Origin of the sequence: Brevibacillus massiliensis (assembly GCF_000311785.1) — a bacterium.
Classification (GTDB): domain Bacteria; phylum Bacillota; class Bacilli; order Brevibacillales; family Brevibacillaceae; genus Brevibacillus_C; species Brevibacillus_C massiliensis.
Genome location: NZ_HE978536.1, coordinates 444,422 through 471,393 on the forward strand (window position 1 = coordinate 444,422; position 26,972 = coordinate 471,393).

Consider the following 26,972-nt stretch of genomic DNA (forward strand, 5'->3'; position numbering starts at 1 on the left):
CTCTTTTCACCTCTTGTCAGGTCAATTCCTACGCGTCATTACTGCATCGACTAAGCCGTAAGCCTTCGCTTCCTCGGCAGTCATAAAGTTATCCCGGTCGGTGTCCCGCTCGATGCGCTCGTACGGCTGCCCGGTTCTCTCTGCCAGGATCTCGTTCAGCTGCCGTTTTGTCTTCAGGATCCAGTCGGCGTGAATGCGTATGTCCTCCGCCTGTCCGCGGACGCCGCCAAGCGGTTGATGGATCATCACTTCACTGTTGGGAAGGGCGTAGCGCTTGCCTTTTGCCCCGCCGGCCAGCAGTACGGCACCCATGCTGGCCGCCATCCCGACACAGATCGTCGATACGTCCGGTTTTACGTGCTGCATCGTGTCATAGATCGCCAGACCTGCCGTCACTGAACCACCCGGCGAATTTATGTACAAGCTGATGTCCTTCTCCGAATCCTCTGAAGCTAAAAAGAGAAGTTGGGCTACAACGAGATTGGCTACTTCGTCATCAATAGCCGTTCCTAAAAAAATAATCCGATCCTTTAACAAACGCGAATAGATATCATACGCTCTCTCGCCGCGGTTTGTTTGCTCAATGACCATAGGAATCAGCATGGTTTTGCCTCCTTTGCACACTTCATTCTTATGTATAGACACCTTCCTGCGTGAACAGAGGAAGGTGGAAAAACAAGGCACGAACTCAATTTTCGTGCCTTGTACTTAGATTATGCAGATGCTTTGCTTTCTGCCACAAGCAAATCGACTGTTTTGCGCGTTTTGATGTCGTGGTAGAGACCAGCCATGCCATCCTGCGAAGTGAAGATGCTGCGAAGCTCGTCTGCCGGGCGCTTGTACATCTCGGACAGCTTGTTCAGCTCTTCCGTTACATCTTCTTCCGTCACTTCGATATTCTCCGCTTTGGCAATGGCCTCCAGCGTCAATGCGGTCCGGACGCGGGTGGTGGCTTCTGTGTTGAACTGGTCGCGCAGCGTGCTCTCATCCATTCCGGAGAACTGGTAGTAGAGCTCCAGATTCAGGCCTTGGAACTGCAGTCGTTGCGCAAATTCGCGCAGCATTTGATCGACTTCCTGGTCGATCATGACGGCGGGAATGTCCATCTCTGCATTTTCACTTGCTTTCAGCACCAATTCCTGGCGAATGTACGTATCTTTATCGCGAACGGCTTTCTCTTCCAGTTTTTTCTTAATATCAGCTTTCAATTCATCCAACGTGTCAAACTCACTGACGTCTTTGGCGAACTCGTCGTCCAGTTCAGGCAGGTTCTTGCGTTTAATCTCGTTTACTTTCACTTTGAAAACGGCCTCTTTGCCGGCCAGGTTCGGAGCGTGGTAGTCTTCCGGGAACGTGACCTTCACTTCGCGCTCTTCCCCTTTTGCCGCGCCGATCAGCTGATCTTCGAATCCGGCGATAAAGGTACCGGAACCGATTTCCAAGGAGTAGTTCTCCTCTTTGCCGCCTTCGAAAGCATCGCCGTCCTGGAAGCCTTCAAAGTCGATCAGGGCGATGTCGCCCGACTCTACCTTGCCGTCTTCCACCACGTACAATTCCGCGTGGCGCTCCTGCATGCGCTTCAGCTCGGCATCGACGTCTTCGTCCTTGACGGTGAAGTCTTTCGGCTCAACCTCCAGCCCCTTGTACTGGCCCAACTTGACTTCCGGCTTCACGGTCACGGTAGCTTTGAAGATGAGCTTTTCGCCTTTGCCCATCTGTTCTACGTCTACTTCCGGGCGGTCTACAGGCTCGATCCCGGTTTCCTTTACGGCTTGTCCGTAAGCGGCCGGGAGCAAAATATCGAGGGCGTCCTGATACAGAGATTCAACGCCGAAACGCGCTTCAAACAGTTTGCGCGGAATTTTGCCTTTGCGAAAACCAGGTACGTTTACCTTTTTTACGACTGTTTTAAAAGCCTGATCCAAGGCCTGGTCCACTTTTTCCGGCTCTACTTCGACCGTTAAGACCCCTTGGTTATTCTCTAACTTTTCCCATTTCGCTGCCACTTAAACTTCCCCTCCTAGATTAATCCCAGAAACATGAGCGAACCACCCGGATGCTGCAATCTTTCCGAGTGATAACAATCTACCTGCCATTATAACCATTATAGTATATCACATACTAAGAGAATATCAAGAATCACCGCCGCAGCTTGAAGCGGCCGCCTCGTTCCTTGACCGTTTTGCCGCGGTGGTCAAAATACGTCACTTCCACCTCAATGCCGCCTTTGCTAGATTCAAGCTGCTCGATGACCGCGCAGGTCGGAGTTGCAAACCCCCGCGGCAGCTGCAGGCTCCCCGGGTTGAGAAAGAGGATCCCCCGCTCTTCCGTGCACAGCGGAAAGTGGGAGTGGCCAAACAGCACGACATTGGCTCCGGTCTCTTCCGCCCGGTAATGCAGCCTTTGCAGCGAGCTTTTCACCCCGTAGAGATGCCCGTGCGTCTGGTATATCCGCAAGTCGCGATACTTGATCTGCCTGTCGAGCGGCACGCTGTCATCCGTATCGCAATTGCCGCGGACCAGTTCCATCCGGGCAAACGGCTCCCGCCTGCGGTCGACGCAAAAATCTCCGCAGTGCAACATCAGCTCTGCCGGGTGCCGGTCCACCACCTGTTTTACTTCCTGCACCAATCCGTGCGTATCGCTCAGTACGAGAATGCTCACACCTGATTCCCCCTGATAAGCGTGACTAGATTTTGCAGCGCTTTTGCCCGGTGACTGATCTGGTTTTTCACCTCGGCGGGAAGCTGGGCCATCGTGCACTTCCGCTCGGGAAGGTAAAACACCGGGTCGTAGCCAAACCCGTTTTCTCCGGCCGGCTCGTGGATGATGACCCCCTCACAGCTTCCCTGCGCCGTCGCGACTGGCTCTCCGCCATCCACCATCACCAGTGTGCAGCGGAAGCGAGCGCTTCGTTTCTCCATGGGAACATCGCGCAGCTCATCCAGCAGCCTACGCCAGTTTTGCTCGTCCGTCGCCCCCTCCCCGGCGTACCGGGCCGAGTAGATGCCAGGGGCTCCGCCGAGCGCGTCCACTTCCAACCCGGAATCGTCACCGATTGCAGCCAGTCCGGTATATGTGGAGATCGCCAGCGCCTTTTTCAAGGCATTCGCCTCAAAGCTGTCACCGTCCTCGACTACCTCGGGCGCTCCGGGAAATTCGTCCAGGCCGACCACTTCCCAGCCCAAGGGGGCGAGCATCTGCCGCAGTTCGCGCACTTTCCCCTGGTTTCGGGTTGCCAACACGACTTTTCTCACGTTCGCTGCCTCAGCCATTTGTTCTGTCTCCTGCAGGGCGCGACGTCTGGGTTTGCGCTGATGGCTGGGCAGCCAGTTCCGGTTGCAGAGGTTCGAGCAGGACGACTTCGCCCAGCGCCTGTTTTTGGATGTCGATCAGCTGCAGCACCCCGTGTTTGGCCAAATCCAGCAGTTCCTGCAGCTGCTCACCGCTAAACGGCGCCTCCTCGCCCGTCCCCTGCAGTTCAACGTACTTGCCAGCTCCCGTCATGACCACATTCATGTCCACGATCGCGGAAGAATCTTCTTTGTAGTTGAGATCGAGCACCGCCTCGCCATCGACGACGCCGACGGACGTAGCGGCGAGAAAATCGGTGACCGGCAAGCTTTTCCAAACGCCCGTTTCGACCAGCTTGCGCATGGCGTCGACCATGGCCACGTACGCTCCGGTAATGGAAGCAGTCCGCGTTCCGCCATCCGCCTGGATCACGTCGCAATCCAGCCAGATCGTTCGCTCGCCCATCGCCTGCAGGTGAACGACGGACCGCAGGGCACGTCCGATTAGGCGCTGGATTTCCATTGTTCGGCCGCCCACTTTTCCTTTTGACGATTCACGGGCATTGCGGGTCTCCGTCGCCCGCGGCAGCATCGCGTACTCGGCCGTCAGCCAGCCTTTTCCGCCGCCCCGCATGAACGGAGGGACGCGGTCTTCCAGTGTGGCTGTGCAGATGACCTTGGTATCCCCCACTTCAATCAGGCAGGATCCTTCGGCGTGCTTTATGTAATTGCGGGTAATGGTCACCGGGCGCAATTGGTTGCGGCTGCGTCCATCAAATCTCATGGTTACTCCTCCTATGTATCACACGCCGGCGTGTTGCTGCCGACGGTCAAAATCTGTTTCGTGCAAGCGAAGCTTTCCATATTATATCAATCAAGATATGCTTCTGCCACTTAGATGCGGATAAAACTCTTCCGCTGTCTCAAATAAAAATCGCGCCGCATGAACGGCGCGGACAAAAGCTTGTTAAAATTGGATGGCGTTTACGCGGGCCGGCCTGGTTACCGGTTTGCTGTAGTCGTTTGCCCCTGCGGCGGCGAGCGGCTGTCCCTCCACCAAAACCTGCACCTTCTTGGCCCCCGTGTTCTCCGTCAGCGAAAGGACCAGCGACTCCATCGCTTCCGGATGTGCCTCTTTTCCGGAGTCGTACTTCAGCACTTCGCCGCTGAGATTCACCGTGACGGTGTCGTCTTTCTGCTGCACATCCAGTACCTTGGTCGTTCCCAGGAATGAACTGAAGAGCAGGGAGCCTTCCTTCGGCCCTTTGATCAGTTCCTCAATCGCCGCTTTGGCGATATTGTCCGTCTGCGGAATCAACCGCGTCACCGGAACGTAGTAGGTGCGTTTGTCGTCGATTTGTCCCTGAAAATATACGGTAACCGCACTGGTGCGGCCAGGCACAGCGTTCTCCGTAAGCTCCAGGTTGATTCCGTGGCCGTGATCCAGAACAGCGGGGATCGGCGTCTTGTCGACCGGCATTTCGCGAAGCGGAGTACCGTTAACCCATATCGATACGTTTTTGACCGTCGGGAACTGGGTTAACGCGCCGACAATGGCATCCAGTATGTTGTTTTCATCCTTGGCCTCGTACTTCTTAAACTGCGGGGAAAAGTCGACGGTGGCTGTTCCATTCTTGATATTGATCCCTTTGATTTCGGTCCCCTGCGGCAGCACAGCATGAAATCCTGTCGGAAGCAGATCCTCTACCGGGCCACCTTTTACCATGTAGGTCAGCACCTGCTTTGCCGGCCCTTCGGACGCGGGCAGGGCCAGCGATACGGGAACGATATAGCCATTGGCGTCCTCCAGGTACACGGTCTGCTCTTCCGTGGCCGGCGCTTTGCTCTGCTCCTCGTCTTTCCCCTCAACGACCGGTCCGTCCGGGCCAAACGGCTGGGCCGCCGTCTCCGTTACGGGCGGAACGTCAATACCGGTCGTACTCGTTTCCTGTTCCGGTCCGAAAAGACTGCAACCGCTCATCAAAATCGCACTCATGCCAAGCGCGGCCGTCACTTTGCCGATCCGCTTTATCCTCATGTTTTCCATCCCCCTCGACACACTTTGTACTACTATGTATACGAGCAGGGCTTGGGTTTATGCTTTGAATCAGCCTAGATAAAGCGGCTCCAGCTCACGCCGTTCCAGCTCCAGCGGGCGGCCGAGCCAGCTCTCGCCAATCTGCCGGAATATTTCCTCCTCTCCGCTGGTAAAAAAGCGGTGCCTGGGTGCACGCCCCCCTTCATCCGGGGCGAGTATGCCTTGTGCGGACAGCAAGGCGCCGAGTTCCTTTGCCGTCTCGTCGGCGGAATTGATCAAGGTAATGTGGCTGCCCATCGCCTGTTGAATCAAGGGAGCGAGCAGCGGATAGTGGGTGCAGCCAAGAATGAGCGTATCGACATCTTCCGCCTGCATCGGTGCCAACGTCTCCGCTACGATCTTCTGTGCCTCATCCGTCTGCAGCATGAAGTGTTCCACCAGCGGAACAAACGGAGGACAAGCCAGCCCCACAGTGTACAGATCGGGCTTCTCCCTTTTCAGCGCCCGCTGATAAGCTCCTGTGCGAATGGTCGTTTCTGTCCCAATAATCCCAATTCTTCCTGTACGTGAAGCGGAAATCGCCGCCCGCACCCCAGGCTCTATCACTCCGATGACCGGCAGGTCGAGCTGTTCGCGCACCTCGTCAAGCACTACTGCTGTCGCCGTATTGCAGGCAATCACCAATGCTTTCATCGAATACTGCAGCAAAAACTGAATCATCTGATTCGTAAAAGTCCGTATCTCTTCGGCTGTTCTTGATCCGTACGGGCAGCGTGCGTTGTCCCCGAAGTAAATGATTTCCTCATGGGGCAGCTGCCTCATCACTTCCCGTGCAACGGTCAAGCCGCCAACACCCGAATCGATAATGCCAATTGCTCTGCGTTCAATCATGGTTAGTCTCCTTTGATAACAGGATGCGATCCGTGCTACTACGATATGCCGCTAGATTTAGACGGGTACTCCCATTTTAATACCAAAGCTCGTAATCCGCAAAGGTCTGTTAACCAAATTTGGGCTGTTTTCATATGGTAAAAGGAACACAGAGACATAGGAGGAGGTATCGCGTTGAAATTGAATGTTCAGCAGTTGATCAATTGGAGCGAATGGGGGCGCCAATGGATCGATTACTTACAGAGAAAAGCTGAGCTTCCCCACGGGGCGGAGCAGGACCTGCACCGGTTTGCCGCCGCTTTTACCGACATTGGCCGGCGGGCTGCGTCATTTCAGCTGCCGGAGTCAGAAGTGGAATTCGCCCACCTGACGGCGAAGGCAGAAGAAATTCAGCGGAACTTTCACAAGTTTCTGCGGCTTGTTCACGAATATCAATCGGGCGAGAGGTACGAACAGCTGGAGCGGAGGGAAGCGGTGCCAATCGGCCGCCCGGTCCCGATCGGACGCCACACCCTTCCCGAGCTGCCCTACAGCTACGATGCCCTGGAGCCTTACATCGACGCCGAAACGATGCGGATTCACCACGATATCCTGCACCGCAACTACGTCAACGACCTGAATACGGCGGAAAAGATGATGGCCCAGGCCCGTAAAGACGACGATTTTGACCTGATCAAGCACTGGGAGCGGCAGGCCGCCTTCAACGGCGCCGGCCATTACTTGCATACGATTTTTTGGGAGATCATGTCACCTGACGGCGGCGGGCTTCCCCAAGGTGAATTGGCAGACCAAATCGACCGGGACTTCGGCTCGTTTGAAGCGTTCCGGCGCCACTTCTCCAAAGCGGCAGAAAAAGTGGAAGGCGGGGGCTGGGCGCTGTTCGTCTGGTCGCCAAGAGCGCAGCACACCGAGATTCTTCAGGCGGAAAAGCACCAGAACCTGACCCAATGGGAGTCAATCCCTCTGTTGGTGCTCGACGTATGGGAACATTCGTATTTTTTGAAGTACCAAAGCGAGCGGCCAAAATACATTGAAGCTTTTTGGAATGTCGTCTGCTGGCCCCATGTGTCCGAACGCTATCAGCAAGCGCGACGCTTGCGCTGGCAGCCGTATTGATCGGCTGCCCTCGCTCTACCTTGTATACCCGGGCGGGTCGGGTTTTTCTCCGTTGTACGTCTTGACCCAGTAAAAAAGCGGATCCATGGGCGGATAGACGACATGCACGTACTGAATCGTTACATCTTCAATACGGAGGTGTTCCGAGAGAGCAAAGCGGACCTGAAACGTCCCCTCCGGTTTGATGGCAAACATTTGCCGCCGGCGGTTGTCCGGTGTGTTGGGGTTTTGGTCGATGACCTTGGACACCTCGCCAGTCAGGTCGAAAAAAGCCGGATCAGGTTTGGCTTCATTTCGCTGCGTCACGTGCACATCGCTTCCCTCCGGCAGAATGAAACACAATAAAATCAGTCTGGAAGCTGTCCGGATCGAGCGGTCCCTGCCACTTTCCTTCCAGAAGATAGGTATCCCCTTCCCTGGTCACCTGCAGATCGAGGGAGTCCGGTGTGGTCTCATAACTAAACCATTTATATAGAAAAAACACGCCTGCGAAGACGGACAGCGGCACACCGAACATGATCAAACCCGGCACCCGGTGCTTCTTGAAAACGAGGACGCCGCCCACCAGCGACATCAGCAGCAAAAACAAGAACAGCAGCAAGATCATGATCAGGCTCATATGGTTCCTCCTTCTACCTAGATATTCTATGTATGTAAATAAAAAAGTCGGGGCAGGCAGCCGGGATGCAGCCGAATGCTTAGTCAAGCCGCATCTGCTGTCTCCCCCACCGGCACCCAAGATCGGCCAGACTGGAAAACAACAGGGTAGTCACTGCGCATGCGATCAGAAACGGCGTGGCGAGCAGCGGTCCAAACCAGTCCCTGGGCAGAACCTGGAACAGCACCAGGCACATGAACAGGTAATTTAACGCGAGCGGAAGCCGCACCATTTTCCTTACATGACGCTCGGCTGTCACACCATACCTCTGTCCCAGGAAATAGCCGGAAGCAAGCCAGTAAAGCGCATAGCCAATCAGGATCTCTGCTTTGTGCTGTGAGATCAAGGAGAACAGCGGCCAAGCGTTCTTTTCCCCCCAGACGGCCTGACCCGCCAGAACGAGTATCCCGCCGAGAAACAGCAGTCCGTTTTGAATCAGCAAAGCCCTGCTGCAGCAGCCGGCCGAAAAAGGGCGAATGCCGCTAAAGCCGTTGGCTACTTCGAGCGGACGGCCGAGATCGGACAAGGCCCGGGAAGTCGCCTCCTGCTCGGTCAGACCGCTGGCCATCAGCTGGCATACCGCTTCGTCGATGTGGCTCTCCAATTCAGCAAGCGTCTGCCGATGGTCAAGGTGTTTGGGCAGGTTGGCGGCGACAGCGTACAAGTATGCCGCTTTCTTAGCGTTCATCGGCCGGTCCTCCCAGCACTTTCCCCATCACGGAGACAAATCGCTGCCACTCGCTCGTCTTTTCCCGCAGCCGCACCCTTCCTTCCGGGGTGATCGCGTAATACTTGCGATCCGGGCCGCGCTCCTGCGCTTTCCAATAAGAAGAGATCAGTCCTTTTTGCTCCAGCTTCTGCAGGGCCGGATAAAGCGTGCCCTCCTTGAACAGCAAGCTGGCCTCGCTCCGCCTTTCCATCTCTTTCGCGATCTCGTAACCGTACATGTCTCGCTCGCTTAGCAGCTGCAAGATCAGGAGGGAACTGCTCCCCTTGACCAGTTCGCGGCCGATTGAGTGACTCCCGTGTCATTTCAAGGCTGAGACGCTGCGAAATTTGACAAAGCTGCCGATCCTCCAAATGCCGAGGTAAAGAAGAGCCATGAACATCGTCAGTACGGTCAACTCTATATAATCCATGCTCTTGAGGTACTGAGCCAACATGATTCTGATCGCAACGATCGCGATAATGACAAATTTGAAATTCTTATTCGGCTTGGGATAAATCAGCCCGTCCTCTCTTCGCTCATACGTCGTTTGATTAAGCATGATGACACCAAGCAAAATCCCCAATAGACCGGCGATCAGCAGCTCCCAATAGGGAGGGAAGTGGAAGGGCTTCCCCGGTATATGCATCATTTGGTACAGGCTAAAGGACATAAGCGGAAAAACCACCAAAATCGGCGCCAATATCCCAAAACCATTTCTTTTGATCGGCCGCTTTCTCCCTCTGATTTTCATCCAGACCACGAGCCCGATAATCAGGACTGCTATTGCCAAAGAAACAATCGATTGCATGAGGCTCCACCCTTTCTTCTCCGATTTGAGAATGTTGTGATTCGTTCCATTATGCCGCCCAGCGAATGACGAGACAGGCGGCATACATAATGTATATGGTGTATTATATCACTTAATACACATAATGCAACCGGTACATTAAATAAAACGCATCCCGTTTACTCCGATGAGCAGACGGGATGCTTTTTTTCTTCGTTCAACAAAATGCGGCAGGCTGGAGCTTATTCCCTGGCTCCAGCCTGCCGCACTGCCCTTTTCATTCGTTCAGGGGTACGTCTTCATATGTACCTTTGTCAGTAGACCATACGTAATTTTCCCGACTGTCGAGAATCTTCCAGCTATCCCCCGCCAGCTGCAGGTCAAAGGTCATATAATGCTCTTCTTTTCCCTCCTGCGTCACAATCTTTGACTCGGAGTGCATCCATTTGCCTTCATAAGTCACTTTGGCTGTCACCTGCAGGTGAGTGGGATCATCCATCGTTGCCGAGCTGTAATTGATGGCGAGTCCGGTCAGTTTGCCGGCGAAGACCAGCTTGGGCACCTCCGCGATCTCCCGCTGAAACTGGGCGATCTTTGGCGAATCTTTGGCGAGCAGCGGCGCCAGGCCCTTCATGCTGGACTTGTCCTTGACGAATTCGACCCAGGCCTTTTCGTACTCCAGCAAGACCCCTTTGATCGTCGATTTAAACTGCGGAGCGCCGGCAAGATCAAAGGCAAATTCGAGGCTGGTATCCGACTGGGCCAGCGTCTTCTGCTGCTCCAATTCTCCGAACGGCGTCTGGACTTTCAATGTGAAGTCAAGCGGAGCAAAAGGCACATCCTCAATCGTCGCGGTATACGTCCCCCACGACTGCGAAAACTCGGCTTCGATCGGCTTCCCCTGATAATAGAGCTGCCCTCCGGGGAGGTTGGCAGCAATCTTCACTTTTTTTGTCTCCAGGTTGACGGTGACGGCGGGAACTTTCCCGATCGGGACGGTAAAACGGGTTTCCGACTCGACTTCGCCAAAATCCGTCTGCATCTTTGCCTTGATCCGGTGTTCACCGGGCAGGAGCGGACCGATGATGTACGCTTGGTTGTCCGCCGATGACCTGCTGCTGCTCTGTTTAATCTCGACGCCCTGCTCGTCCGTTGACAGCGTGATCTCCCGGGGAACGGTCGTCTTCGCGTAGGCAGGGGTGTACTGCACCTTGTAGTCATCGAAGAACAGCCATTTTTTCCCATTCTTTTTCAGCACAAAAGTGGACTCGCCGCTCTTTTCCTCACTCGATGCGGGAGCGGCCCCAGACTTCTCTTGGTATTGTTCGGCCTCTTTCGACAAGTCAGCGACGAGCTCGGCGAGCTTTCCGCTCGCTTTTACGGCCGCTATCATCTGATTGGCAGCATCCTCTGTCCACATGGAGCGTTCCGCTGCCGTTTCCGGAAGAGTAACCTGGGAAAATAGCAATTTCGCATTGTTTTCTTCCATCGCCTGCTGAAACCGGGCCACTGTCTTTTGCGGATCGGCTGACGAGCTGCCCGCCGCATACAAGCATGCCGCCAGCAGGACTGCCCCGGCGACGGGAGCTGCCCGTTTCCAGTTGATGACAGGCGACTTCTTCCTTTTTCGCATGATCCTCTTATCCCCCTACATGATGATCGCGTCTACAAAAAAACGATAACCCAAATCAACGGAAAAGCATAAAAATGCCCGGGCTTCACGAAGTTGTTTACCCGTAAAAACACTTGCAAAGTGATCGGTACGATCAACAAGAGAACAAACAGGGCGGGAAGTGCCTTCACCCCGGAGATTTTGGCCGGTACGAACGTGACGATCACCCCGATGATGACGAAAACCTGTGACGCTGCAACCGCATTGACCGCTTGGGTAAACGAAATCGTCCCTTTTGACGAGCGCGATGATCGCTAACTGAATCATATCATACAAGACCGTCCGTCCCTCTTCAATCTGTTTCCCGCATCCCATGCAAAAAGCCAATCTCTACATCCTCCCGTTATTGGTGTTTTTTACTAAAAACATTCACCAAATTATTCCAATAACATGCCGATATCGAGGGTATTTTTCAGACAAAAAACCCCGCATGGCCAGACCCATGGGGGAAATGGTTTACGGACTGCCTATTTTTGCCGATATTTCTGCAGCTGCCTTCTTTACCGCGTCAATGAGCAAGGAGAGCCGGTCCTCTGTCACCCGAAAGCTGGGAGCGTTGATCGACAGCGCCGCCAGCACGGTTTTGTGGTAGCTGAGGATGGGAGCGGCGACGGCGACAGTGCCCTCGGTCCTCTCTCCGTAGCTGACGGCGAACCCGGCCTGTTTGATCCTGGTCAGTTGATCGAAAAACGCCTGCTGCTCCTCGGGCGGCAGCACCTGGCTGACAATCCGCTCGGCCTCCTGCTTTGGCGAATAAGCCAGAATCGCCTTGTTGGGCGCCCCGATTGGCATGGGGATCCGCTCCCCGAGGTTTTCTGCAATGCGAATAATCAACGGGCTGTCTACCTTCTCAATCGGGATCGAATCGAAGCCTTCCGGGATATTGAGGTAGATGCTCTCCTCCACTTCCTGGGCAAGCCGCTCCATCACCGGCCTGGCGACATGGCGAAAATCCAGCTTGTCCAAGAGGCGCAGCCCGATCTCGATCCAGGCATACCCGGCACGGTAGTGTTTGGTTACGGGTTCCTGCATCACCAGACCATGTGTGATGAGCGTAGCCATGATGCGATGAAGGGTGCCCAGCGGAAGCGATGTGGCCGCGGCCAGTTCCGTGATCGGCCAAGACGGCTTGTTCTCGTCGGAGATGAGTATGGAGATAATCTTCATTGCCCTGTCGATCGATTGAACCATGTTCATAACCCCTGTTACTCAGATAGTGGCAACGCGGTGCTCTCTTTGTGTTTTTTCCGCTTTTTCCCGGTGTGCAGCCTGTTTTCCAGCCGGTGGACAAAGTACGTGAACAGCATGATCATCGCCAGGTAGAACAAGCCGACGACGATGTACGTCTCCAACTGCCGGTAGTTGGATGCTGCTACGCTTAATCCCGTCCCCCACAAATCCATCATGCCCACGTATGCGACCAGCGACGAATCCTTCAGCCCGATGATAAACTGGTTGCCGAGCGGCGGGATCGCTCTGCGGAACGCCTGCGGGAGGATGATCCGGCGCATCGCCAGCGCGTAGGACATCCCGAGCGAACGGGAGGCCTCCATCTGGCCCCGGTCAATCGACTGGATCGCGCCGCGGAAGATCTCCGCGATGTAGGCGCCGTTGTGCACAGCCAGCGCCAGCGCCCCGGCCCAAAAATTCGAAAGCGTGACGATATTGGAAATGCCGAAGTACAGAATGGCGATTTGGACGATTAGCGGCGTGCCGCGGATGACGGTGATGTAGGCGTGGGCGAGGTAGTTCAGCGCCTTTAGGTGGGAGACGCGAAAAAAGGCAAAGATGAGTCCGAAGCCGCATCCCAGCAAGAGGGCCACTGCGGTCAGCCGAAGCGTCAGCCAGGCGGCCTTGAAAAACAGCGGATAGTTCTGCAAGAGAATATCAATGATCAAGCTTCATCACTCCTCGAGCTTTGTAAGAAAAGCTTCTAAAGAAGCCCTTTCGAAGAAGCTGGTTCTTCTTTGGCGGATGCTTTTCATGCAGGATATGGAAGCATCTCAAGAAGTTATGCTTTCTAATCCTGTTGAAAACAGGGGTGTCCGGTTGCGACACCCCTGTCCTTTGCGGCGGATTACTGCTTTTCGCCCAAAATATTGCGGCCAAACCACTTGTCGCTGATCTTGTCATAGGTTCCGTCCTGGATGATCTCCGCTAGCGCTTTGTTCAGTTTTTCCAGAAGTTCCGTATCTTCTTTTCTGACGGCGATCGCCTGCTCGTCGTGGCTCAGCGGCTTGTCGACGTCTTTGATCTTGCCTGCGTTCTCTTTCATGAAGCGGAAACCGACCATCTGATCGGTAATCACCGCGTCCAGGCGCCCGGTCGTCAGGTCGAGCAGGGCGGTGATGTCGCTGTCGTATGTGGTTATTTTGTCCTGGTCGGTCAATTTCTTGGCCCACTCCAGGTAGACCGAGCCTTTTTGCACGCCGATCTTCTTTCCTTTGACGTCATCTGCAGATTTGATCGTGTCGTTTGACTCCTGCACGAAGATCTGCGAGCCGGAGCGGTAGTAGGGATCAGTGAAGTTGACTGCTTTCAAACGTTCCTCTGTGATGCTCATGCTGCCGATGATCGTATCGTACTTTTTCGCCTGCAGCCCCTGGATGATCGTCTCGAACGGATTGGTCACCGGCTTCGGGTTCATGCCCATCTTCTCGGCCAAAGCTTTCCCGATCTCCACGTCGAAGCCGGTCAGCTCGCCGTTCTCCGTAAAGTTGAACGGCTTGTACAACCCGCTCATCGCGTAGGTGAAATCCGGTTTTCCGGAAGACTGTTCAGCAGGTTGGCTGCCGCTGCTGCCGCCCGCCGTAGAGGCGTTCTCCGCCGAACCGCACCCGGTCAGCGCCAGCGACCCCGCCAGCACCGTAGTCAAGACTGCCATCATCCATTTTGCTTTCTTTTTCATAAATGGTTGCCCCCTTGCGTTGCTTTTTATTTGAAAATGCTTTTCAAAAACTGCTTGGTCCGATCATGCTGGGGATTCTCAAAAAAATGGGCGGGCTGACCCTGCTCGAGAACTTGGCCGTTGTCCATAAACACCACCCGGTCAGCTACCTCGCGGGCAAATCCCATTTCGTGAGTGACGACAATCATCGTCATGCCTTCCTTGGCCAACTGTTTCATCACCTGCAGCACCTCCCCGACCAATTCCGGGTCGAGTGCCGAGGTCGGTTCGTCGAACAGCATGATTTTCGGCGCCATCGCCAACGCTCTGGCAATCGCCACCCGCTGCTTCTGTCCGCCCGACAGCATGTCAGGGTAGACGTCTGCCTTGTCCGCCATGCCTACTTTTTGCAGCAAGTCGTGCGCCATGCTTCTCGCTTCTGCCGGATTCATCTTCTTGACGTAGACCGGCGCCTCCATCACATTTTCCAGAGCCGTCTTATGCGGAAACAGGTTGAAGTGCTGGAAAACCATGCCTACTTCCGCGCGAAACCGGTTCAGATCCGTTTTGTGCGGCTCGATGTGCCTGCCGTCGACCCAAATCTCTCCCTGGTCGTACACTTCCAGAAAATTTAAACACCTGAGCAGCGTGCTTTTTCCGGAACCGCTGGCCCCGAGCAGAACCACTACTTCCCTTTCGTCAACCGAAAGATCGACACCCTTCAAGACGGTCAACGAACCAAACGACTTGTACAGATTCTTCACTTTGATCATCCTGATTTGATCCCCCCATCCCGAAGAGTCTGTGAACGCAATGATTATTCAATAGTTTCTGTATTTCGGAAAGAGTTTCTATTTTTATTATTTTATTTTATTATATTTTATTTTCACACATCTGCAAGTATATTTATTACATTTCCTTTTTGAAAAAAATGCCTTCCGTCTCTTTTCCAGAGAGGAAGGCTTAGGGCGGACAGCTTTATTTCAGCAGGCGGCGAATCACTTCGTTGGTCAAATTGGGCACCATCTCCGCCGAATAGGCCACTTCCATCCGCTCGTATTTCTTGTGGGCGTCAAATCCGTACGGTCCGATGTTGATCGCCGGAACGTTCAGGTCGCGGATGTCCTGGTACTCCACGTAGTGCTTCGTACCCCATGCCGGGTTGTTGTCACACAGCGCACGGATTCCTTCTTCGTCGTCGCTCAAGGCGACAAAACTCATGTCGCTGATGTGCGGAAAAAAGTTCTTCGCCACGATCGGATGCCGGTAGTGCGGCTGAAGCGCGGCGATCGCTTGCTCCAGGGCGTCCAAAAGCTGCCGTTCCCGCTCGTCTTTTCCCGTCACTTCCACGCGCGGAGAGTAGAGAGAGGAGTAGAAGAGGATGATCGCGGGGCTCTTGTCCCTCATCCAGTTCCACGCTTCTTCCACCACCCTGGCGGCAAACATCCTCGTGTCCAGGCTCTTGTCTTCGAGCAGCTTCGCTTTGAACGCTTGCATATGCCGGACAAACCTTTCCCCGTGCTCTTTTACCAGCATGTCCTGCATCTCCTCGTAGATCAGGACGCGCGTTTTCCAAGGCAGCTCGCGAATGGCGGCGCCGCTTCGTTCACAGTACTGCCGATAGCGGTCGCGCAGCGTTTGCAGAGCGCTGTCAAAGGCGATTACCGCCTGCTCCTTCAGCTTCGCCAGCACCTCCTTCGGCGACCAGGAGAGGATGAAAAAGTTGTAGTAGACATACGCGGCCAAGGCTGTCTGGACCGTGTAGGACGGCTTTAGATCCATCTGCTTCAAAGAGACGGGCGGGGCGGGAAATTCTCCGAGGGCATCGTCGACCAGATCCGGGTTGTAGCTGATTCTCCGCGTCAGCTCTGCCGCGATGAAGTTCGGGTCCAGCCCTTCAAAGCAGGAGCCGACATGGGTCTCCGCCCCGGTGATGAAGAATGAGGGGAGCAGCTTGCCGATTGTCCCTTTGTAGATGTAGCGGTTCTCGTCCCCTTCGCAGTCAGCCGAGACAAAGTCGGAGTTGATCAGGGCAACGTAGTCGAAGCCGTGCTGCTCCCGCCACTTTTTCAGTTCTTTCAAGGCAGACAAGACACCGTGGGAGCCGTCTTCTTCGTCGCATTCGGCCAGCAGCACGAGGTTGCCCGCCAGCTCTTCCGGATGTTCGGAGTAGTATTTCAACAGGTACAGATGGCTGGCGACGCCGCTTTTCATATCCAGCACCCCGCGGCCAAAATGCCACTCCCCCGAGTCCAAATGTTCTTTCACCAGCTGCGGCAGGGGTTCTTCGCAAAGCGCCAGCATCAGTTGGCGCGGATCACAGGCCTTCTCCCTCAGGTGGGCGTAGTCCTCAATACCTACCGTATCCATATGTCCCATCAAAATGACCGTTTTGCTGCTTTGCGCCTTCGTCCCTTTTACAAAGGCCAGCACATTGTACCGTTCCCGTTCGTCGTTTACTGTCCGGGTCTTGATCAGTTGATCGGGATGCTGCCCGAAGTAGGGGAAGGAGGCGATGATCTGATGCAGCCGATCGGCCATCCTGATCTCTCCCGCTGTATTGACCACGCTTTCTACATTCACTAGTTCATCCGTTAATCGCAATACCTCTTCACGGCAAGCCAGCATCAAGATGCCACTCCTTATAGGGAAATTGTTTTCATAGTTTTATTGTTCACATTCGTCGCACTTTTGTCAAAACTTTCGATTCATAAAAAAGGCGGCATCTGCTGACAGGCGGCTGTCAGCAAATGCCGCCGGCATACGATGTGAAGCTGTGCTTCCCCTTACCAGGAGGACAAGGGCATTCTTTTCCATGTATTGTCTTTTACGCAGACGTACAGATAGTTTTCATCCCAGGCGATATCCCCCTGCTTGCCTTCTGCAGTGGAGGATGCCGGCGTATAGGAAGAGCGTACGCGAATCCGGTTGTCGTTCACATCCAGCCGCCGCTCCGGCGCGGTCGTGTTGATCCCGACAAACCCATTGCTTCGGACGATGGACAGCGCTGCGTCTAACGCTCCTCCCTCGTCGTCAAAGCGGACAATCTGAAAATCGGTACCGGCGTTGTTCCCTGTCTCACGGGTGGAATCCCCGCGAATCGCCCAGCGGTTGACACCGGTTTTTGTGTCATTTTCCTTTTGAATCTGAAACTCCTTGTTTTGCCCGTCTTCCCCGGTAACCCGGGCTGCCCCGCTTCTCACCGTGAAGTTGGACGAATGGGTATTGATCTCCGCGACGTCTTGGTCGAACGGGATTTCGAACCGGGTGAATAATTCATTCGGATGCTCCCCTGCCGGCGACATCGTCGTTTCGATCGAGATGTGCTGATGGGCCGGCTGGCTGGGGTCATTCGCTTTGTCGTGGGCAATGATCGCGGCTTTGTCCTTGCCGGTTTCGTCTGCCCAGGCGATCGCCGGCTTGGCCCGGTCGCCGACCCACTGAAGGCGGATCAAGTCAGACAGGTGGCCCTCCTTTTCCACCCACTTCTGGTCGGTCAGCAGGTGGAGCCGCTGATTTTTCGGCAGCTGCAAACCGCCGCCGGGAAGTTCTGATTCCGTAAACGTCCCTTGAGAATCCTGACCGTTCAGTACGGTCTTCACCGGTGAGGCGTAGGCCCCGACAAACATGGACACGACAGCAATCACTGCAATCATGAGGGACAATCCCAATTTCCGTTTCATACCGACTCACTCCTTGAACAGTAGTCTCGTAAACCGACAGCACTTTCTCCAGTTCAATGTGGCGTCTATTTTGCGATGAATTCCAAGTACATGGGTACAGTCGCAACGGCTTCTCTTGCTTGTCCAATATTGTTCATCCGCTTTGTCGCGGTGCCCACCTGGAATAACCGTAAGGATAATCCCGGGAGAAGTCAATGAGTCTTGAAAACCGGTCGGGTGGTCCTACATGCAAAAAACACGTCTCTTTGCACGATGAAACTGTCGCTGGCCACAAAGCAAAAAAAATCGCATTCATCTCACCGCCTATGGAGGTGGGAGTCTTCTGCGAAAATGAGATAAACCGCATGTACCCGCTCATGCACATGCGGCCTGCATCAGTCCAAGACCAGAAAAAATCAGCGGATCGCTTGCGATGCCGCTGCCAAATGGCTCATGAAGGGATCAACGAAAAGACTTGCGGTTCAGCCACTGCCCGCCGTCGATGGTAATGCAATCCCCGTTGATGTATTCAGAACCGGGACTAAGCAGGAAGCAGGCCAGGTGGGCTACCTCTTCCGGCTTGCCCAAGCGCTTTGCCGGCACGCTGCTTACGGTCTGCTGGTACGCCTCTTCTGTCGGCCACAAGCGGTCCGCGCCTCCTGTATCTGCTATGGGCCCGGGAGCGATGGCGTTTACCCTGATGCCGTACTTGCTGCCCCACTCTACGGCCAGTGTTCTCGTCATCGCCAGCACTCCTGCCTTGGCGCTGGCCGAATGGATCACCCCGGCTCCCGCCGTCCAGGCGTATGTCGCGAGGATGTTTAAAATGCTGCCTTGCTGCCCGCTGGCGATCCACTCCTTGCCGACCGCTTGGGTACAGTACCAGGTGCCGTTCAAGACGATGTTGACCACCGCATTCCAGCCGTTGACGGAGAGGTCTTCAGCCGGGCAGATAAAGTTTCCCGCCGCGTTATTGACGAGAGCGTCGATGCGGCCAAACTGCTCTTTTGCCGCCTTGACCATTTCCTCCGCTTTCGCCGGGTCGCGTACGTCCATGGGAAAGCAAAAGACCTCCCCGCCTGTCTGCTCGATTTCGGTTTTTGCCTGCTGCAAGCGCTCCTCTGATCGCCCGGTGATCACGACCCGCGCGCCTTCCTGTACAAACCTCTTGGCCATGGCCTTTCCCATCCCGCTGCTCCCGCCAGTGACGATCACTACTTTCTCCTTCATGACGGCAACCTCCTACCTTTGTTTTCCTTTTTCCCCCCTTCTATCATACTATTCCAATTCAAACTTTTTCACTAGTCAAACTTTTCCCTCTTCTTCTCCGCCACTGCCTGATCGTGCCGGCGATTCCCTGCGGAAAGAACATGACGGCCAGGATGTAGACCGCTCCAAAGAAAATCATCCACCGCTCAAAGATCCAGTGTACCTTCGCCAGATCGGTCAGCCCGGCATGGGCCAGCAAGATCAAGGCAGCACCGATGATCCCGCCGTACAGCGTTCCAATTCCGCCGACAATCGTCATCAACAGGGCATCAAGGGTGACATTTGTGGAAAAAAACAGCCGTATTCACAAATCGCAGCGCGATCGCATACATCGAGCCGCATAAGCCGGCGGCAACACCAGAGACAATGCTTGCGATCACTTTGTAATGCAGGATCTGATAGCCGAGCGACTCGGCCCGCTGCTCATTGTCCCTGATGGCCTGCAGTACTTTGCCCACAGGGGATTCGGTAAATCGTTTCAAGCAGTAAAAAGCCCCGAGCATAAAGACAAGGGCGGCAAAGTAAAACACGACCCGATCTCTTAAAACATCCGGAATGGGGAAGGTAAACCCGTCATTTCCTCTCGTCAAACCGCGCCACTTCTCCGCCGCCACCAGCAGCAATCCGGCGAACGCTAGGGTGAGCATCGCTGTAATAATGCTTTTTTAACCGCAAGGAGAGCACTCCGATAAAATAACTGACGATCCCTGTGAGCACAAGGACAACCGCCAGCGAGAGAAGGAAGTACAGAACGGTGTGGTCAAATCGGCTCATAAAGATTCCCGTCGTATAAGCCCCAATGCCAAAGTACATCGCGTGCCCGAAGGAGATGATCCCCGTGTACCCCAGCAAAATGTCATAACTCATCGCGAACACCGCATAGATGAAAATTTGCGTGAGCAGGAGCAAGGAGCTTCGCGAATCGCTCACCAGCGGAAAGCAGACCAACGCCAGCGTCAAGAAAGCCATCCAGAGACGAGAGGAGCCCAGCCTATTCGTCTTCTCCACCTTATCCCCTCCCGCCCAAAAGACCCCGGGGTCTGAACATCAGGATGCCGACCATCAGCAGCATATTGGCGGCAAGCGCCGCGCTCGGCACGTAATAGGCCATGTAAGCTCCCAACAGGCCGACCAACACCGCCGCAAGCGCAGAGCCCGCAACACTGCCCATCCCGCCGATCACCACGACGATAAAGGCGAGAATGCCGTAATCCATGGCAATTTCTGCGTGGATCACACCGGAATAGGGAGCGAACAGCACCCCGCCCAGCGCCGCCATCCCGCTTCCCAGCATAAACACGGACAAAAAGACTTTTTTAATATTGAACCCCAAAACCTCCACCATCTCTCTGTTCATCACGCCAGCCCGGATCACCAATCCCAGCCGGGTATGCTGTAACATGTACTGAACGCCGGCAAAAACCAAAACGCCGATGACAATGACGAACAACCGGTATTTGATCAAAATCACGCCGTTCACCACCCAGCTTTGCTCCAAATAGTCAGGGGGTTCAACACTGATCTGGTTCGGGCCGTAAAAAACCTTCAACATCTCCCCCAGTACTAGCAGCACACCGAGCGTAATCAGAATCTGCTGGATGTGGTCGCCATAGACCGGCTGCACAATAAACCGCTCCAGCAGAAAGCCGAGCAGCACTCCCGCCAAAACCGCACCGGCGATGCCTGCCAAAAAACTGCCCGACTGCGTGTAGATCCAGGCACCTGTATACGCTCCCCAGGCAAATAAAGCGCCGTGGGAAAAGTTAAGCACATCCATCAACCCGAAGATGAGCGTCAGCCCCGCTGCCAACAAAAAGATCAGACAGCCGGTAGCCAAGCCGTTGACTGTCAAATTCAGCAGTACATCCACATGTACACCCCCTCTTCCCAGTGAAGGTCATGCAATGCCAAGGTATTCTTTCCTCAGCCTTTCGTCTGCCGCAAGCTCGCTCATCTGCCCGTCAAGCACGGTCATGCCGTCGTCCATGATGTAGAAGCGGTCGCCGATGGAGCTGGCCATGAAAAAATTTTGCTCGACCAACACCACCGTTACCTTTTGCTTCATCTCCTCCAGGGAGCGCATCACTTTTTCCACCATAATCGGCGCCAAGCCTTTGCTCGGTTCATCGACCAGCAGCAGTTCGTTGTCGTTGACATACGCCCTGGCGATGGCAAGCATCTGTTTTTGTCCGCCGCTCAAGACGCCTGCCTGTTTTTTCCAAAAGGTTTTCAAATCGGGAAACAGATTGAGAATCCAGTCGCGCCGCTCCAGGGTGGCTGCATCTGTATTCTGCATCGCCAGCTTCAGGTTTTCTTCCACCGTCAGCGCCGGGAAGACGCCTTGATCTTCCGGTACATAACCAATCCCCCTGCGAGCGATCTCGTAAGTCGCGAGGTTGTGGATTTCCTCCCCCTTGTAGGTAATCCTGCCTTTGGAAATCGGATTGAGCGCCATCAAGGAGCGCAGGGTGGTCGTTTTGCCCGCTCCGTTTCGACCGAGCAGGACGGTGATCTCCCCTTGGCGAACTTCCAGTGAAACCCCCTGCAAAATATAGTACTGGCCGATGTACGTCTCAATCTGTTCAACTTGAAGCAGCGTTGTCATACAGACCTCCCAGGTAAGCGGTTTGAACCAGCTGGTTGTCCATGATCCTCTCCGGCGTATCTTCTGCCAGCAGCTTTCCGTTGAAGAGGACCAGCAGCCGGTCAGAGATGCTGAGCACCATCTCCATCTTGTGTTCGATCAGCAAAATCGTACGGGTTCCTTCCGCTTTGATCCGGCGAATCACTTCCAAAATGGAGGGAACTTCTTCCAGCGACATCCCCGCCGTCGGCTCATCCAGCAAGAGCACTTCTGTCTCCAGGGCAAGCAGCATGGCCAGCTCTAGCTTCCGCTTTTCGCCATGGGCCAGATGTTTAGCCAGGGAGCCCTGCTTTTCTCCGAGCAGAACGGTCGTGAGCAGCTGCCGCGCTTTTTCTTCAAAGGCTGCGTGCTTGCTTCGCCGGGCAAACATGTTGTAGTAGACGCCGGCCTGCGCCTGAACCGCAAGGCGCACATTTTCCAGGACGGTAAGCGAGGGAAACACATTGGTGATCTGAAACGAGCGCCCGAGGCCCAGCCTGGTTCGTTTCGCGGGGGAAAGGCGGGTTACGTCTTTCCCCCTAAGCAGTACTTTTCCCCTCGTCGGCCGGAGCTGGCCGCTCAAGAGATTGAACAAGGTCGTCTTGCCGGCGCCATTCGGCCCGATAATCGAAGTGAACGTAAACGGCATCACCCGCAAATCAACCCCGTTTACCGCCGTATGTCCGCCAAACTCGACGGTTAGATCCTGCGTTTCCAATACGGGCTGCATCTTCGTCACCCTCTCATACTGAGTTTGCTACCTGGTGTTGCGAATGGGAGGAGCGGTCTCTTCCGGAGTGAGCACTGTTTTTAGAACCGGAACGGGATAGTCAAATCCGCTTTGTTGCTCCAGCACAATCGCGTACATCTCCTGCAGCGCTTGATGATCCTCAGGCCGGAACTTCATCGCCCCTTTCGGCGAATCAAACGACATGCCCTCCATGGCGGCAATCAGCGCATCGGTTCCGGTATCCCCGTCCGTCTTTTTCAGCGCTTCCACGATGGCGATGGCAACCGTCATGCCGCCGGGAACAAAGAGGTCCGGCGGTTCGCCTTGAAAGCGTTTTTTGTGCTCTTCTACCAGCCAGTCGTTTACCTTGTTGGCAGGAAGTCCGTAATAGTAAAGCGTAAAGCCTTCCAGGCCGGCGAGCGGATTCATCGTTTTGAGCGCGGCAAAGTTGGCTACGCCCGTCGAAACCTTTATGCCCTGCTCCTGCAGCTTCATGGCGGCAATCTGATTCCAGGGAGTATTGGCACCCGACCAGATGACGTACAGGTAATCAGGTTTTGCCTGAATCACTTTTTGCAGATTGGCGGTAAAATCCGTCGCGTTGGGGTCGGCGTACTCTTCCAGGATGATTTCCGCACCCTGCCCCTGCGCCACTTCTTTAAACGCGGCGACTCCATCGCGGCCAAATGAGTAATCGGGGGCCAACGTGGCGATCTTCGTCCCCTGCCCGGCAATCGCCAGTGCAGCGGCAATCGCATCCTGGGAAGAATTGCGGGCCGTCCGGAAGACGTATTTGTTCCAATCCGCACCGGTGATGCTGTCGGCGGCGGCCGGTTCGACGACGAGGATCTTCTGGTGTTCTTCCGCCAACGGAACGACCGCCAAGGTATTGCCGGAGCTCGACGAACCCACCAGAAAATCTACCTTGTCATCTTCAAGCAGCTTCGTCGCTTTCTTAACGGCGACATCTGATTTGGTTTCCGTATCTTCCACAATAAACCGGATCGGTCGTCCAGCCACTTTCTCTCCCCATTGAATGACCGTTGCGGCCCACGTATACCCTGTACCGGCGCTCACTGCGACCACCAGATCGCCTGGCCCGAGCAATCCCCTCTGCTCGGCCAGATGCAGGCCGACGCAAGGATCGAGAGCAGACATGTGTCCGTGATGATCCAGGTAGACAGCCTGCTCTTCCTTCAGACCAAGCTGCTGCAGCAATTCCCGAAACATCGAACGTTTGGTGTGCAGCGGCAGGAGCAGGTCAATGTCGCCGAGCGCGCAGCCGCTCTTCTCGACAGCCTCTCTTACCACTTTGACAAAATGGGGCACGGAGACGGGATCGAGACGCCGCTTCATATCCTGCGGATCCTTTACATCAAGGCAGTGCAGCCGCTCGCGCAGGGTCTCCACACTTGCGGGCAGCTTGGACCCGCCGGCCGGAACTCTCACGTCATCGTGAAAGGAGCCGTCTGTCACAATGCTGGAAGCGAGGCTGCTCCGCGCCGGACCAATGCCGCCGCTCCGCCGTCTGCAAAGTTGAACATGAAACGGGAGCGCGCGTTTTGGTAGTCGATCATCTCCGATTCCTTGCACCCGCCGACCAGCAAAATACTGGAGATGGACTGATCGGAGACAAGCATATCCTTCGCCACTTTTAACGCGATGGGAAAACAGGAGCTGACGTTCATGATCTCAAACGCATAGGCGTTTTTCAGCCCCAGCTCATGCTGAATTTTGGCCGCGCAGGACCAGATCGGATAATCCTTGTACGGGCTGCCAAAGTAGATGAGGACGTCGATCGACAGCGGATCTGTCTTTGCCACGATTGGTTTCGCCGCAAGCACTGCCATGTCGGAGGCGTGCAGCGTCGCATCGGCGACGTGCTTCTGTACCAGGCCAAACTTTTCGATCACCACTTCTTCCGGTATTCCCGCTTTCCTTGCCAAATCTTTTGCCGTCTCCACCCGGGGCGGAAAATAAATCCCCGTCTGGCTGATCCCAATCCCGCTCATACCGGCTGCTCCTCTCGCGGCACCAACATGACAGCTTCCCCTTCCAGCACCAATGTGCCATCCTGTTTGCGGCATGCTGTCTGCAATGTCATGATCCGCTTCTCTTCATCAAAAGAAGCAACCTCGGCGCTCGCCGTAATCGTGTCGCCAATAAACACCGGTTTGACAAAGCGCAGGGTCTGCCCGAGATAGACGGAGCCGCGTCCTGGCAGATGCGTGCCGAGCAGTCCCGACAAGAGGCTCGTCGTCAGCAAGCCATGGGCGATCCGCTGTCCAAACCTGGTCGCTTTTGCATATTCCGCATCGATGTGAATCGGGTTAAAATCTCCGCTCAAACCCGCAAACTGGACGACATCGGCTTCCGTAATCGTCTTGCTGAAGGAAGCTGTCTGTCCGACTGAAAAATTAGCCACTTTGCTCCACCCCATTCGTTTCCGTAATCTGCCGCTTCAGCAGGTTTTTATCAATCTTGCCTGTCGCATTCTTCGGTAAAGCGCTTACAAAATAAACAGCGGCCGGAACCTTGTATTTGGCGAGGCGCTCCAGACAGTGTTGTCTGACTCTCTGTTCATCCAGTTCCATGCCCGGATTGACCGCGATCGCGGCAGCCTACCTCCCCCCACTTGGGATCGGGGACGTCGAGCACCGCCACTTCGGCGACAGCGGGCAGCTCGGCTATCACCTGTTCGACTTCCAGCGGATAGATGTTTTCTCCGCCCGATATCACCATCTCTTTTTTTCGCCCGACAATGGTGACAAATCCCTCCTCATCCCTCGTCACCAAATCGCCGGTGGCCAGCCAGCCTTCCCGAATCGCCGCAGCCGTCGCTTCCGGCAGGTTCCAGTATTCCTTCATCACGTTGTCTCCCTTGACGAGCAGTTCCCCTACCTCTCCCGCCGCCACATCCCGCCCGTGCTCATCGACGATCCGAATGTCGCAAAACATGACCGGTTTGCCGATGCTGCCGGGCTTTTTCGCGCAGTCTTCCCGGGAGGTCATAAATACGGTTGGCGCCGTTTCCGTCATGCCGTACCCCTGGCCGAAGGTGATGCCGCGCTCCAGGTAAAACGAAATCAATTCGCGGGGACACGGCGCTCCGCCGCTGTAAAACCAACGCACGGAGCGAAAATCCGTTTCATGAAAATTCAGACTCCTGCGGATAAGGTCGTGCATCGTCGGGACTCCCATGACAATGCTGATCTTGTGAGCTTCAATCATCCGAAGCGCCTGCTCCGGGTCAAAGCGCCTGGGCACAACTACAGTCCCGCCGGCAAATAAAGCGGGAAAGGCAAACAGCCCGATGCCGCCGATGTGAAACAGCGGCAACAGCGTAAGCACCCGGTCATTTGACGTGATGTCAATCGCCAGACAGTTGTTGACGGCGTTCCAAAACATATTGGCCTGGGTCAATACGGCGCCTTTCGGGCGCCCGGTCGTCCCCGAGGTATAGCAAATAATAAACGGAATATCGCCACCCGCAGAGTCATCATCCAGCCGTTCAGCCGAGCAGCCGGCGGCCGCGGTTTTCAGTCGCTCCATCCAGAGTACACGTTCTACCCCCGCCTTTGTGCTGAACTGCTCCACCGCTTGGGCAAAGCTCTCTTCGGCAATCAGCAGCCTCATGCCGCTGTCGCTCGCCTGAAATTCCAGTTCGCGCGGCGTCAAGCGAATATTCAACACAACCGCAATGCAGCCCAGCTTGGCAATGGCAAACAGCAGCAGCAGATACTCGATGCTGTTGGCCGCTAAAATCCCGACGCGCTCTCCCCGCTTCAATTGATAGCGGTCAGCCAGCAGCCGGGCAAAGCGATTTACCTCCTGGCTCATCTCAAGGTACGAGAGTCGGCGTTCTTCCCCGATCAGCGCGATTCTTTCCGGCGTGATCTCAGCCCGCTTGTCAATCCACCTGGCAATTCCGTGCATCTTCTCCCTCCTCGCTATTGTTTCTTACGTTTTGGCTATTCCTTCAAAGACCAGCGTCATGGCGTCTGCGAAGACCTGCTCCGGGACGTCTTCCCCTTCCCAGTAGACCCAGCGCATGCCGATAAACTGGCCGATCCCCATCAGACAATAGGCGACTGTCTCCGCGTGCAGTTCTTTGAATTCCCCCTTTCCCATCGCCTCCTCCAGCCCTTTGATGTACCCTTTCGCCAGGCGTTCATAGTAGGAGCGGTACAAACTTTCATCCACCAGCACGGCTTGCTGCACGATGCTGTACAAATTGCGGTGGTTTTTCACCCACTTGAAGAAGACGTTGAAACCAATCTGCTGCGCCTCGCGGTGATTTTTTGCCTTCGCTACCTCCATTCTGATCTGGCTGCGAAAATCCCGGCTTAACTGTTTGATCAGCTCCGCAAAGATTTCGTATTTGGATGAGAAGTAGTTGTAGAAAGTCCCCTGGGCTATATCTGCCTGCTGGGTAATATCGACAATGCCCGCCGCAAAATACCCTTTCGTGCCGAACACTTCCTCGGCCACCTCAAGCAGTTTTTGCCGCGTTTTTACGCCTTTGCTGGTAAGCGGTGTCTTTGGGCCGTTTTTTGCTTCCTGTTCTGCCATTTCAAATCACCTTTCATCGCTAAAGAATGCAAAACTGAAAACTGAATCAGTTGTCATTTTTAATA

General features: G+C 54.9%; 28 protein-coding genes and 3 pseudogenes. 2 read left to right on the forward strand and 29 right to left on the reverse strand.

What is annotated here, in order from left to right:
* Positions 1 to 21: 21 nt before the first annotated feature.
* The 7 genes from clpP to racE all read right to left on the reverse strand — a co-directional run bounded on the left by clpP (position 22) and on the right by racE (position 6,222).
* Complete coding sequence (gene clpP / locus HGBM_RS06010; RefSeq protein ID WP_019120189.1) at positions 22 to 603, reverse strand: ATP-dependent Clp endopeptidase proteolytic subunit ClpP; 582 nt, start codon at positions 601 to 603, stop codon at positions 22 to 24.
* A gap of 110 nt (positions 604 to 713) precedes the next feature.
* Positions 714 to 2,006, reverse strand: coding sequence for a trigger factor (gene tig / locus HGBM_RS06015; protein WP_019120190.1), 1,293 nt, complete (start codon positions 2,004 to 2,006; stop codon positions 714 to 716).
* A gap of 133 nt (positions 2,007 to 2,139) precedes the next feature.
* On the reverse strand, positions 2,140 to 2,664 hold the full coding sequence (locus tag HGBM_RS06020) for a YfcE family phosphodiesterase (RefSeq protein ID WP_019120191.1): 525 nt from the start codon (positions 2,662 to 2,664) through the stop codon (positions 2,140 to 2,142).
* A complete protein-coding gene (locus HGBM_RS06025) occupies positions 2,661 to 3,275 on the reverse strand; it encodes an XTP/dITP diphosphatase (RefSeq protein ID WP_019120192.1) in 615 nt (204 codons plus the stop codon). Before HGBM_RS06025 ends, HGBM_RS06020 begins: the two co-directional genes overlap by 4 nt.
* Positions 3,268 to 4,077: a ribonuclease PH gene (gene rph, locus HGBM_RS06030; protein ID WP_019120193.1), complete on the reverse strand. Its 810-nt coding sequence runs from the start codon at positions 4,075 to 4,077 to the stop codon at positions 3,268 to 3,270. The genes HGBM_RS06025 and rph overlap by 8 nt, the downstream gene beginning before the upstream one ends.
* A gap of 183 nt (positions 4,078 to 4,260) precedes the next feature.
* Positions 4,261 to 5,331, reverse strand: coding sequence for a GerMN domain-containing protein (locus HGBM_RS06035; RefSeq protein ID WP_019120194.1), 1,071 nt, complete (start codon positions 5,329 to 5,331; stop codon positions 4,261 to 4,263).
* A gap of 69 nt (positions 5,332 to 5,400) precedes the next feature.
* Positions 5,401 to 6,222, reverse strand: coding sequence for a glutamate racemase (gene racE, locus HGBM_RS06040; protein WP_019120195.1), 822 nt, complete (start codon positions 6,220 to 6,222; stop codon positions 5,401 to 5,403).
* A 174-nt stretch (positions 6,223 to 6,396) separates the two neighbouring features.
* Here racE and HGBM_RS06045 point away from each other — a divergent pair, with 174 nt between their 5' ends.
* Positions 6,397 to 7,338 carry a superoxide dismutase gene (locus tag HGBM_RS06045; RefSeq protein ID WP_019120196.1) on the forward strand — a complete coding sequence of 314 codons (942 nt, stop codon included), beginning with the start codon at positions 6,397 to 6,399 and terminating at the stop codon, positions 7,336 to 7,338.
* Between the two features lie 15 nt (positions 7,339 to 7,353).
* Here HGBM_RS06045 and HGBM_RS06050 read toward each other — a convergent pair whose 3' ends face one another.
* From HGBM_RS06050 to HGBM_RS06075, 6 genes are all read right to left on the reverse strand, one after another.
* The gene (locus HGBM_RS06050) at positions 7,354 to 7,650 is read right to left on the reverse strand and encodes a hypothetical protein (RefSeq protein WP_019120197.1); all 297 of its coding nucleotides are present in this window, start codon (positions 7,648 to 7,650) and stop codon (positions 7,354 to 7,356) included.
* Positions 7,628 to 7,957, reverse strand: a complete 330-nt coding sequence (locus HGBM_RS06055; RefSeq protein WP_019120198.1) for a hypothetical protein — start codon at positions 7,955 to 7,957, stop codon at positions 7,628 to 7,630. The genes HGBM_RS06050 and HGBM_RS06055 overlap by 23 nt, the downstream gene beginning before the upstream one ends.
* A gap of 79 nt (positions 7,958 to 8,036) precedes the next feature.
* Entirely contained in the window at positions 8,037 to 8,684 is a 648-nt protein-coding gene (locus HGBM_RS06060; protein WP_019120199.1) for a permease prefix domain 1-containing protein, read from the reverse strand.
* The gene (locus HGBM_RS06065; RefSeq protein WP_035286464.1) at positions 8,674 to 9,009 is read right to left on the reverse strand and encodes a PadR family transcriptional regulator; all 336 of its coding nucleotides are present in this window, start codon (positions 9,007 to 9,009) and stop codon (positions 8,674 to 8,676) included. Before HGBM_RS06065 ends, HGBM_RS06060 begins: the two co-directional genes overlap by 11 nt.
* Before the next feature lie 15 nt (positions 9,010 to 9,024).
* Positions 9,025 to 9,513 (reverse strand): CcdC protein domain-containing protein, encoded by a 489-nt coding sequence (locus tag HGBM_RS06070; RefSeq protein ID WP_019120201.1) that lies wholly within the window; start codon positions 9,511 to 9,513, stop codon positions 9,025 to 9,027.
* Between the two features lie 256 nt (positions 9,514 to 9,769).
* Entirely contained in the window at positions 9,770 to 11,125 is a 1,356-nt protein-coding gene (locus HGBM_RS06075) for a TcaA second domain-containing protein (protein ID WP_019120202.1), read from the reverse strand.
* Positions 11,126 to 11,218: 93 nt separating this feature from the next.
* Between HGBM_RS06075 and HGBM_RS30240 the strand changes: the two genes are divergently transcribed.
* On the forward strand, positions 11,219 to 11,422 hold the full coding sequence (locus HGBM_RS30240) for an extensin family protein (protein WP_147512813.1): 204 nt from the start codon (positions 11,219 to 11,221) through the stop codon (positions 11,420 to 11,422).
* 198 nt (positions 11,423 to 11,620) lie between these two features.
* Here the strand turns inward: HGBM_RS30240 and HGBM_RS06085 are convergent, their stop codons facing one another.
* The 16 genes and pseudogenes from HGBM_RS06085 to HGBM_RS06170 all read right to left on the reverse strand — a co-directional run bounded on the left by HGBM_RS06085 (position 11,621) and on the right by HGBM_RS06170 (position 26,907).
* Positions 11,621 to 12,355 (reverse strand): IclR family transcriptional regulator, encoded by a 735-nt coding sequence (locus tag HGBM_RS06085; protein ID WP_019120204.1) that lies wholly within the window; start codon positions 12,353 to 12,355, stop codon positions 11,621 to 11,623.
* A 14-nt stretch (positions 12,356 to 12,369) separates the two neighbouring features.
* On the reverse strand, positions 12,370 to 13,062 hold the full coding sequence (locus tag HGBM_RS26735; protein WP_019120205.1) for an amino acid ABC transporter permease: 693 nt from the start codon (positions 13,060 to 13,062) through the stop codon (positions 12,370 to 12,372).
* 179 nt (positions 13,063 to 13,241) lie between these two features.
* A complete protein-coding gene (locus tag HGBM_RS06105) occupies positions 13,242 to 14,072 on the reverse strand; it encodes an ABC transporter substrate-binding protein (protein ID WP_019120206.1) in 831 nt (276 codons plus the stop codon).
* A gap of 26 nt (positions 14,073 to 14,098) precedes the next feature.
* Positions 14,099 to 14,824 (reverse strand): amino acid ABC transporter ATP-binding protein, encoded by a 726-nt coding sequence (locus HGBM_RS06110; RefSeq protein ID WP_019120207.1) that lies wholly within the window; start codon positions 14,822 to 14,824, stop codon positions 14,099 to 14,101.
* 205 nt (positions 14,825 to 15,029) lie between these two features.
* Positions 15,030 to 16,679, reverse strand: coding sequence for a M20/M25/M40 family metallo-hydrolase (locus HGBM_RS06115; protein WP_019120208.1), 1,650 nt, complete (start codon positions 16,677 to 16,679; stop codon positions 15,030 to 15,032).
* A 158-nt stretch (positions 16,680 to 16,837) separates the two neighbouring features.
* Complete coding sequence (locus tag HGBM_RS06120; protein WP_019120209.1) at positions 16,838 to 17,734, reverse strand: hypothetical protein; 897 nt, start codon at positions 17,732 to 17,734, stop codon at positions 16,838 to 16,840.
* Between the two features lie 441 nt (positions 17,735 to 18,175).
* A complete protein-coding gene (fadH, locus tag HGBM_RS06125; protein ID WP_019120210.1) occupies positions 18,176 to 18,943 on the reverse strand; it encodes a 2,4-dienoyl-CoA reductase in 768 nt (255 codons plus the stop codon).
* Positions 18,944 to 19,001: 58 nt separating this feature from the next.
* Positions 19,002 to 19,951 (reverse strand): annotated as a pseudogene (locus tag HGBM_RS26740) (branched-chain amino acid ABC transporter permease).
* A 40-nt stretch (positions 19,952 to 19,991) separates the two neighbouring features.
* The gene (locus HGBM_RS06135) at positions 19,992 to 20,852 is read right to left on the reverse strand and encodes a branched-chain amino acid ABC transporter permease (protein WP_019120211.1); all 861 of its coding nucleotides are present in this window, start codon (positions 20,850 to 20,852) and stop codon (positions 19,992 to 19,994) included.
* A gap of 27 nt (positions 20,853 to 20,879) precedes the next feature.
* On the reverse strand, positions 20,880 to 21,587 hold the full coding sequence (locus tag HGBM_RS06140; protein WP_019120212.1) for an ABC transporter ATP-binding protein: 708 nt from the start codon (positions 21,585 to 21,587) through the stop codon (positions 20,880 to 20,882).
* Entirely contained in the window at positions 21,565 to 22,335 is a 771-nt protein-coding gene (locus HGBM_RS06145; RefSeq protein ID WP_019120213.1) for an ABC transporter ATP-binding protein, read from the reverse strand. Before HGBM_RS06145 ends, HGBM_RS06140 begins: the two co-directional genes overlap by 23 nt.
* 27 nt (positions 22,336 to 22,362) lie before the next feature.
* Positions 22,363 to 23,355 (reverse strand): substrate-binding domain-containing protein, encoded by a 993-nt coding sequence (locus tag HGBM_RS31195; RefSeq protein WP_315969941.1) that lies wholly within the window; start codon positions 23,353 to 23,355, stop codon positions 22,363 to 22,365.
* Between the two features lie 9 nt (positions 23,356 to 23,364).
* A pseudogene (locus HGBM_RS32220) lies at positions 23,365 to 24,347 on the reverse strand (3-oxoacyl-ACP synthase); the annotation flags it as partial.
* A complete protein-coding gene (locus HGBM_RS06160; RefSeq protein ID WP_019120216.1) occupies positions 24,344 to 24,760 on the reverse strand; it encodes a MaoC family dehydratase in 417 nt (138 codons plus the stop codon). The gene HGBM_RS06160 and the pseudogene HGBM_RS32220, both read right to left, overlap by 4 nt.
* Positions 24,753 to 26,271, reverse strand: a pseudogene (menE, locus tag HGBM_RS26755) (o-succinylbenzoate--CoA ligase). Before menE ends, HGBM_RS06160 begins: the two are co-directional and overlap by 8 nt.
* A 24-nt stretch (positions 26,272 to 26,295) precedes the next feature.
* Complete coding sequence (locus HGBM_RS06170) at positions 26,296 to 26,907, reverse strand: TetR/AcrR family transcriptional regulator (protein WP_019120219.1); 612 nt, start codon at positions 26,905 to 26,907, stop codon at positions 26,296 to 26,298.
* Positions 26,908 to 26,972 lie beyond the last annotated feature (65 nt).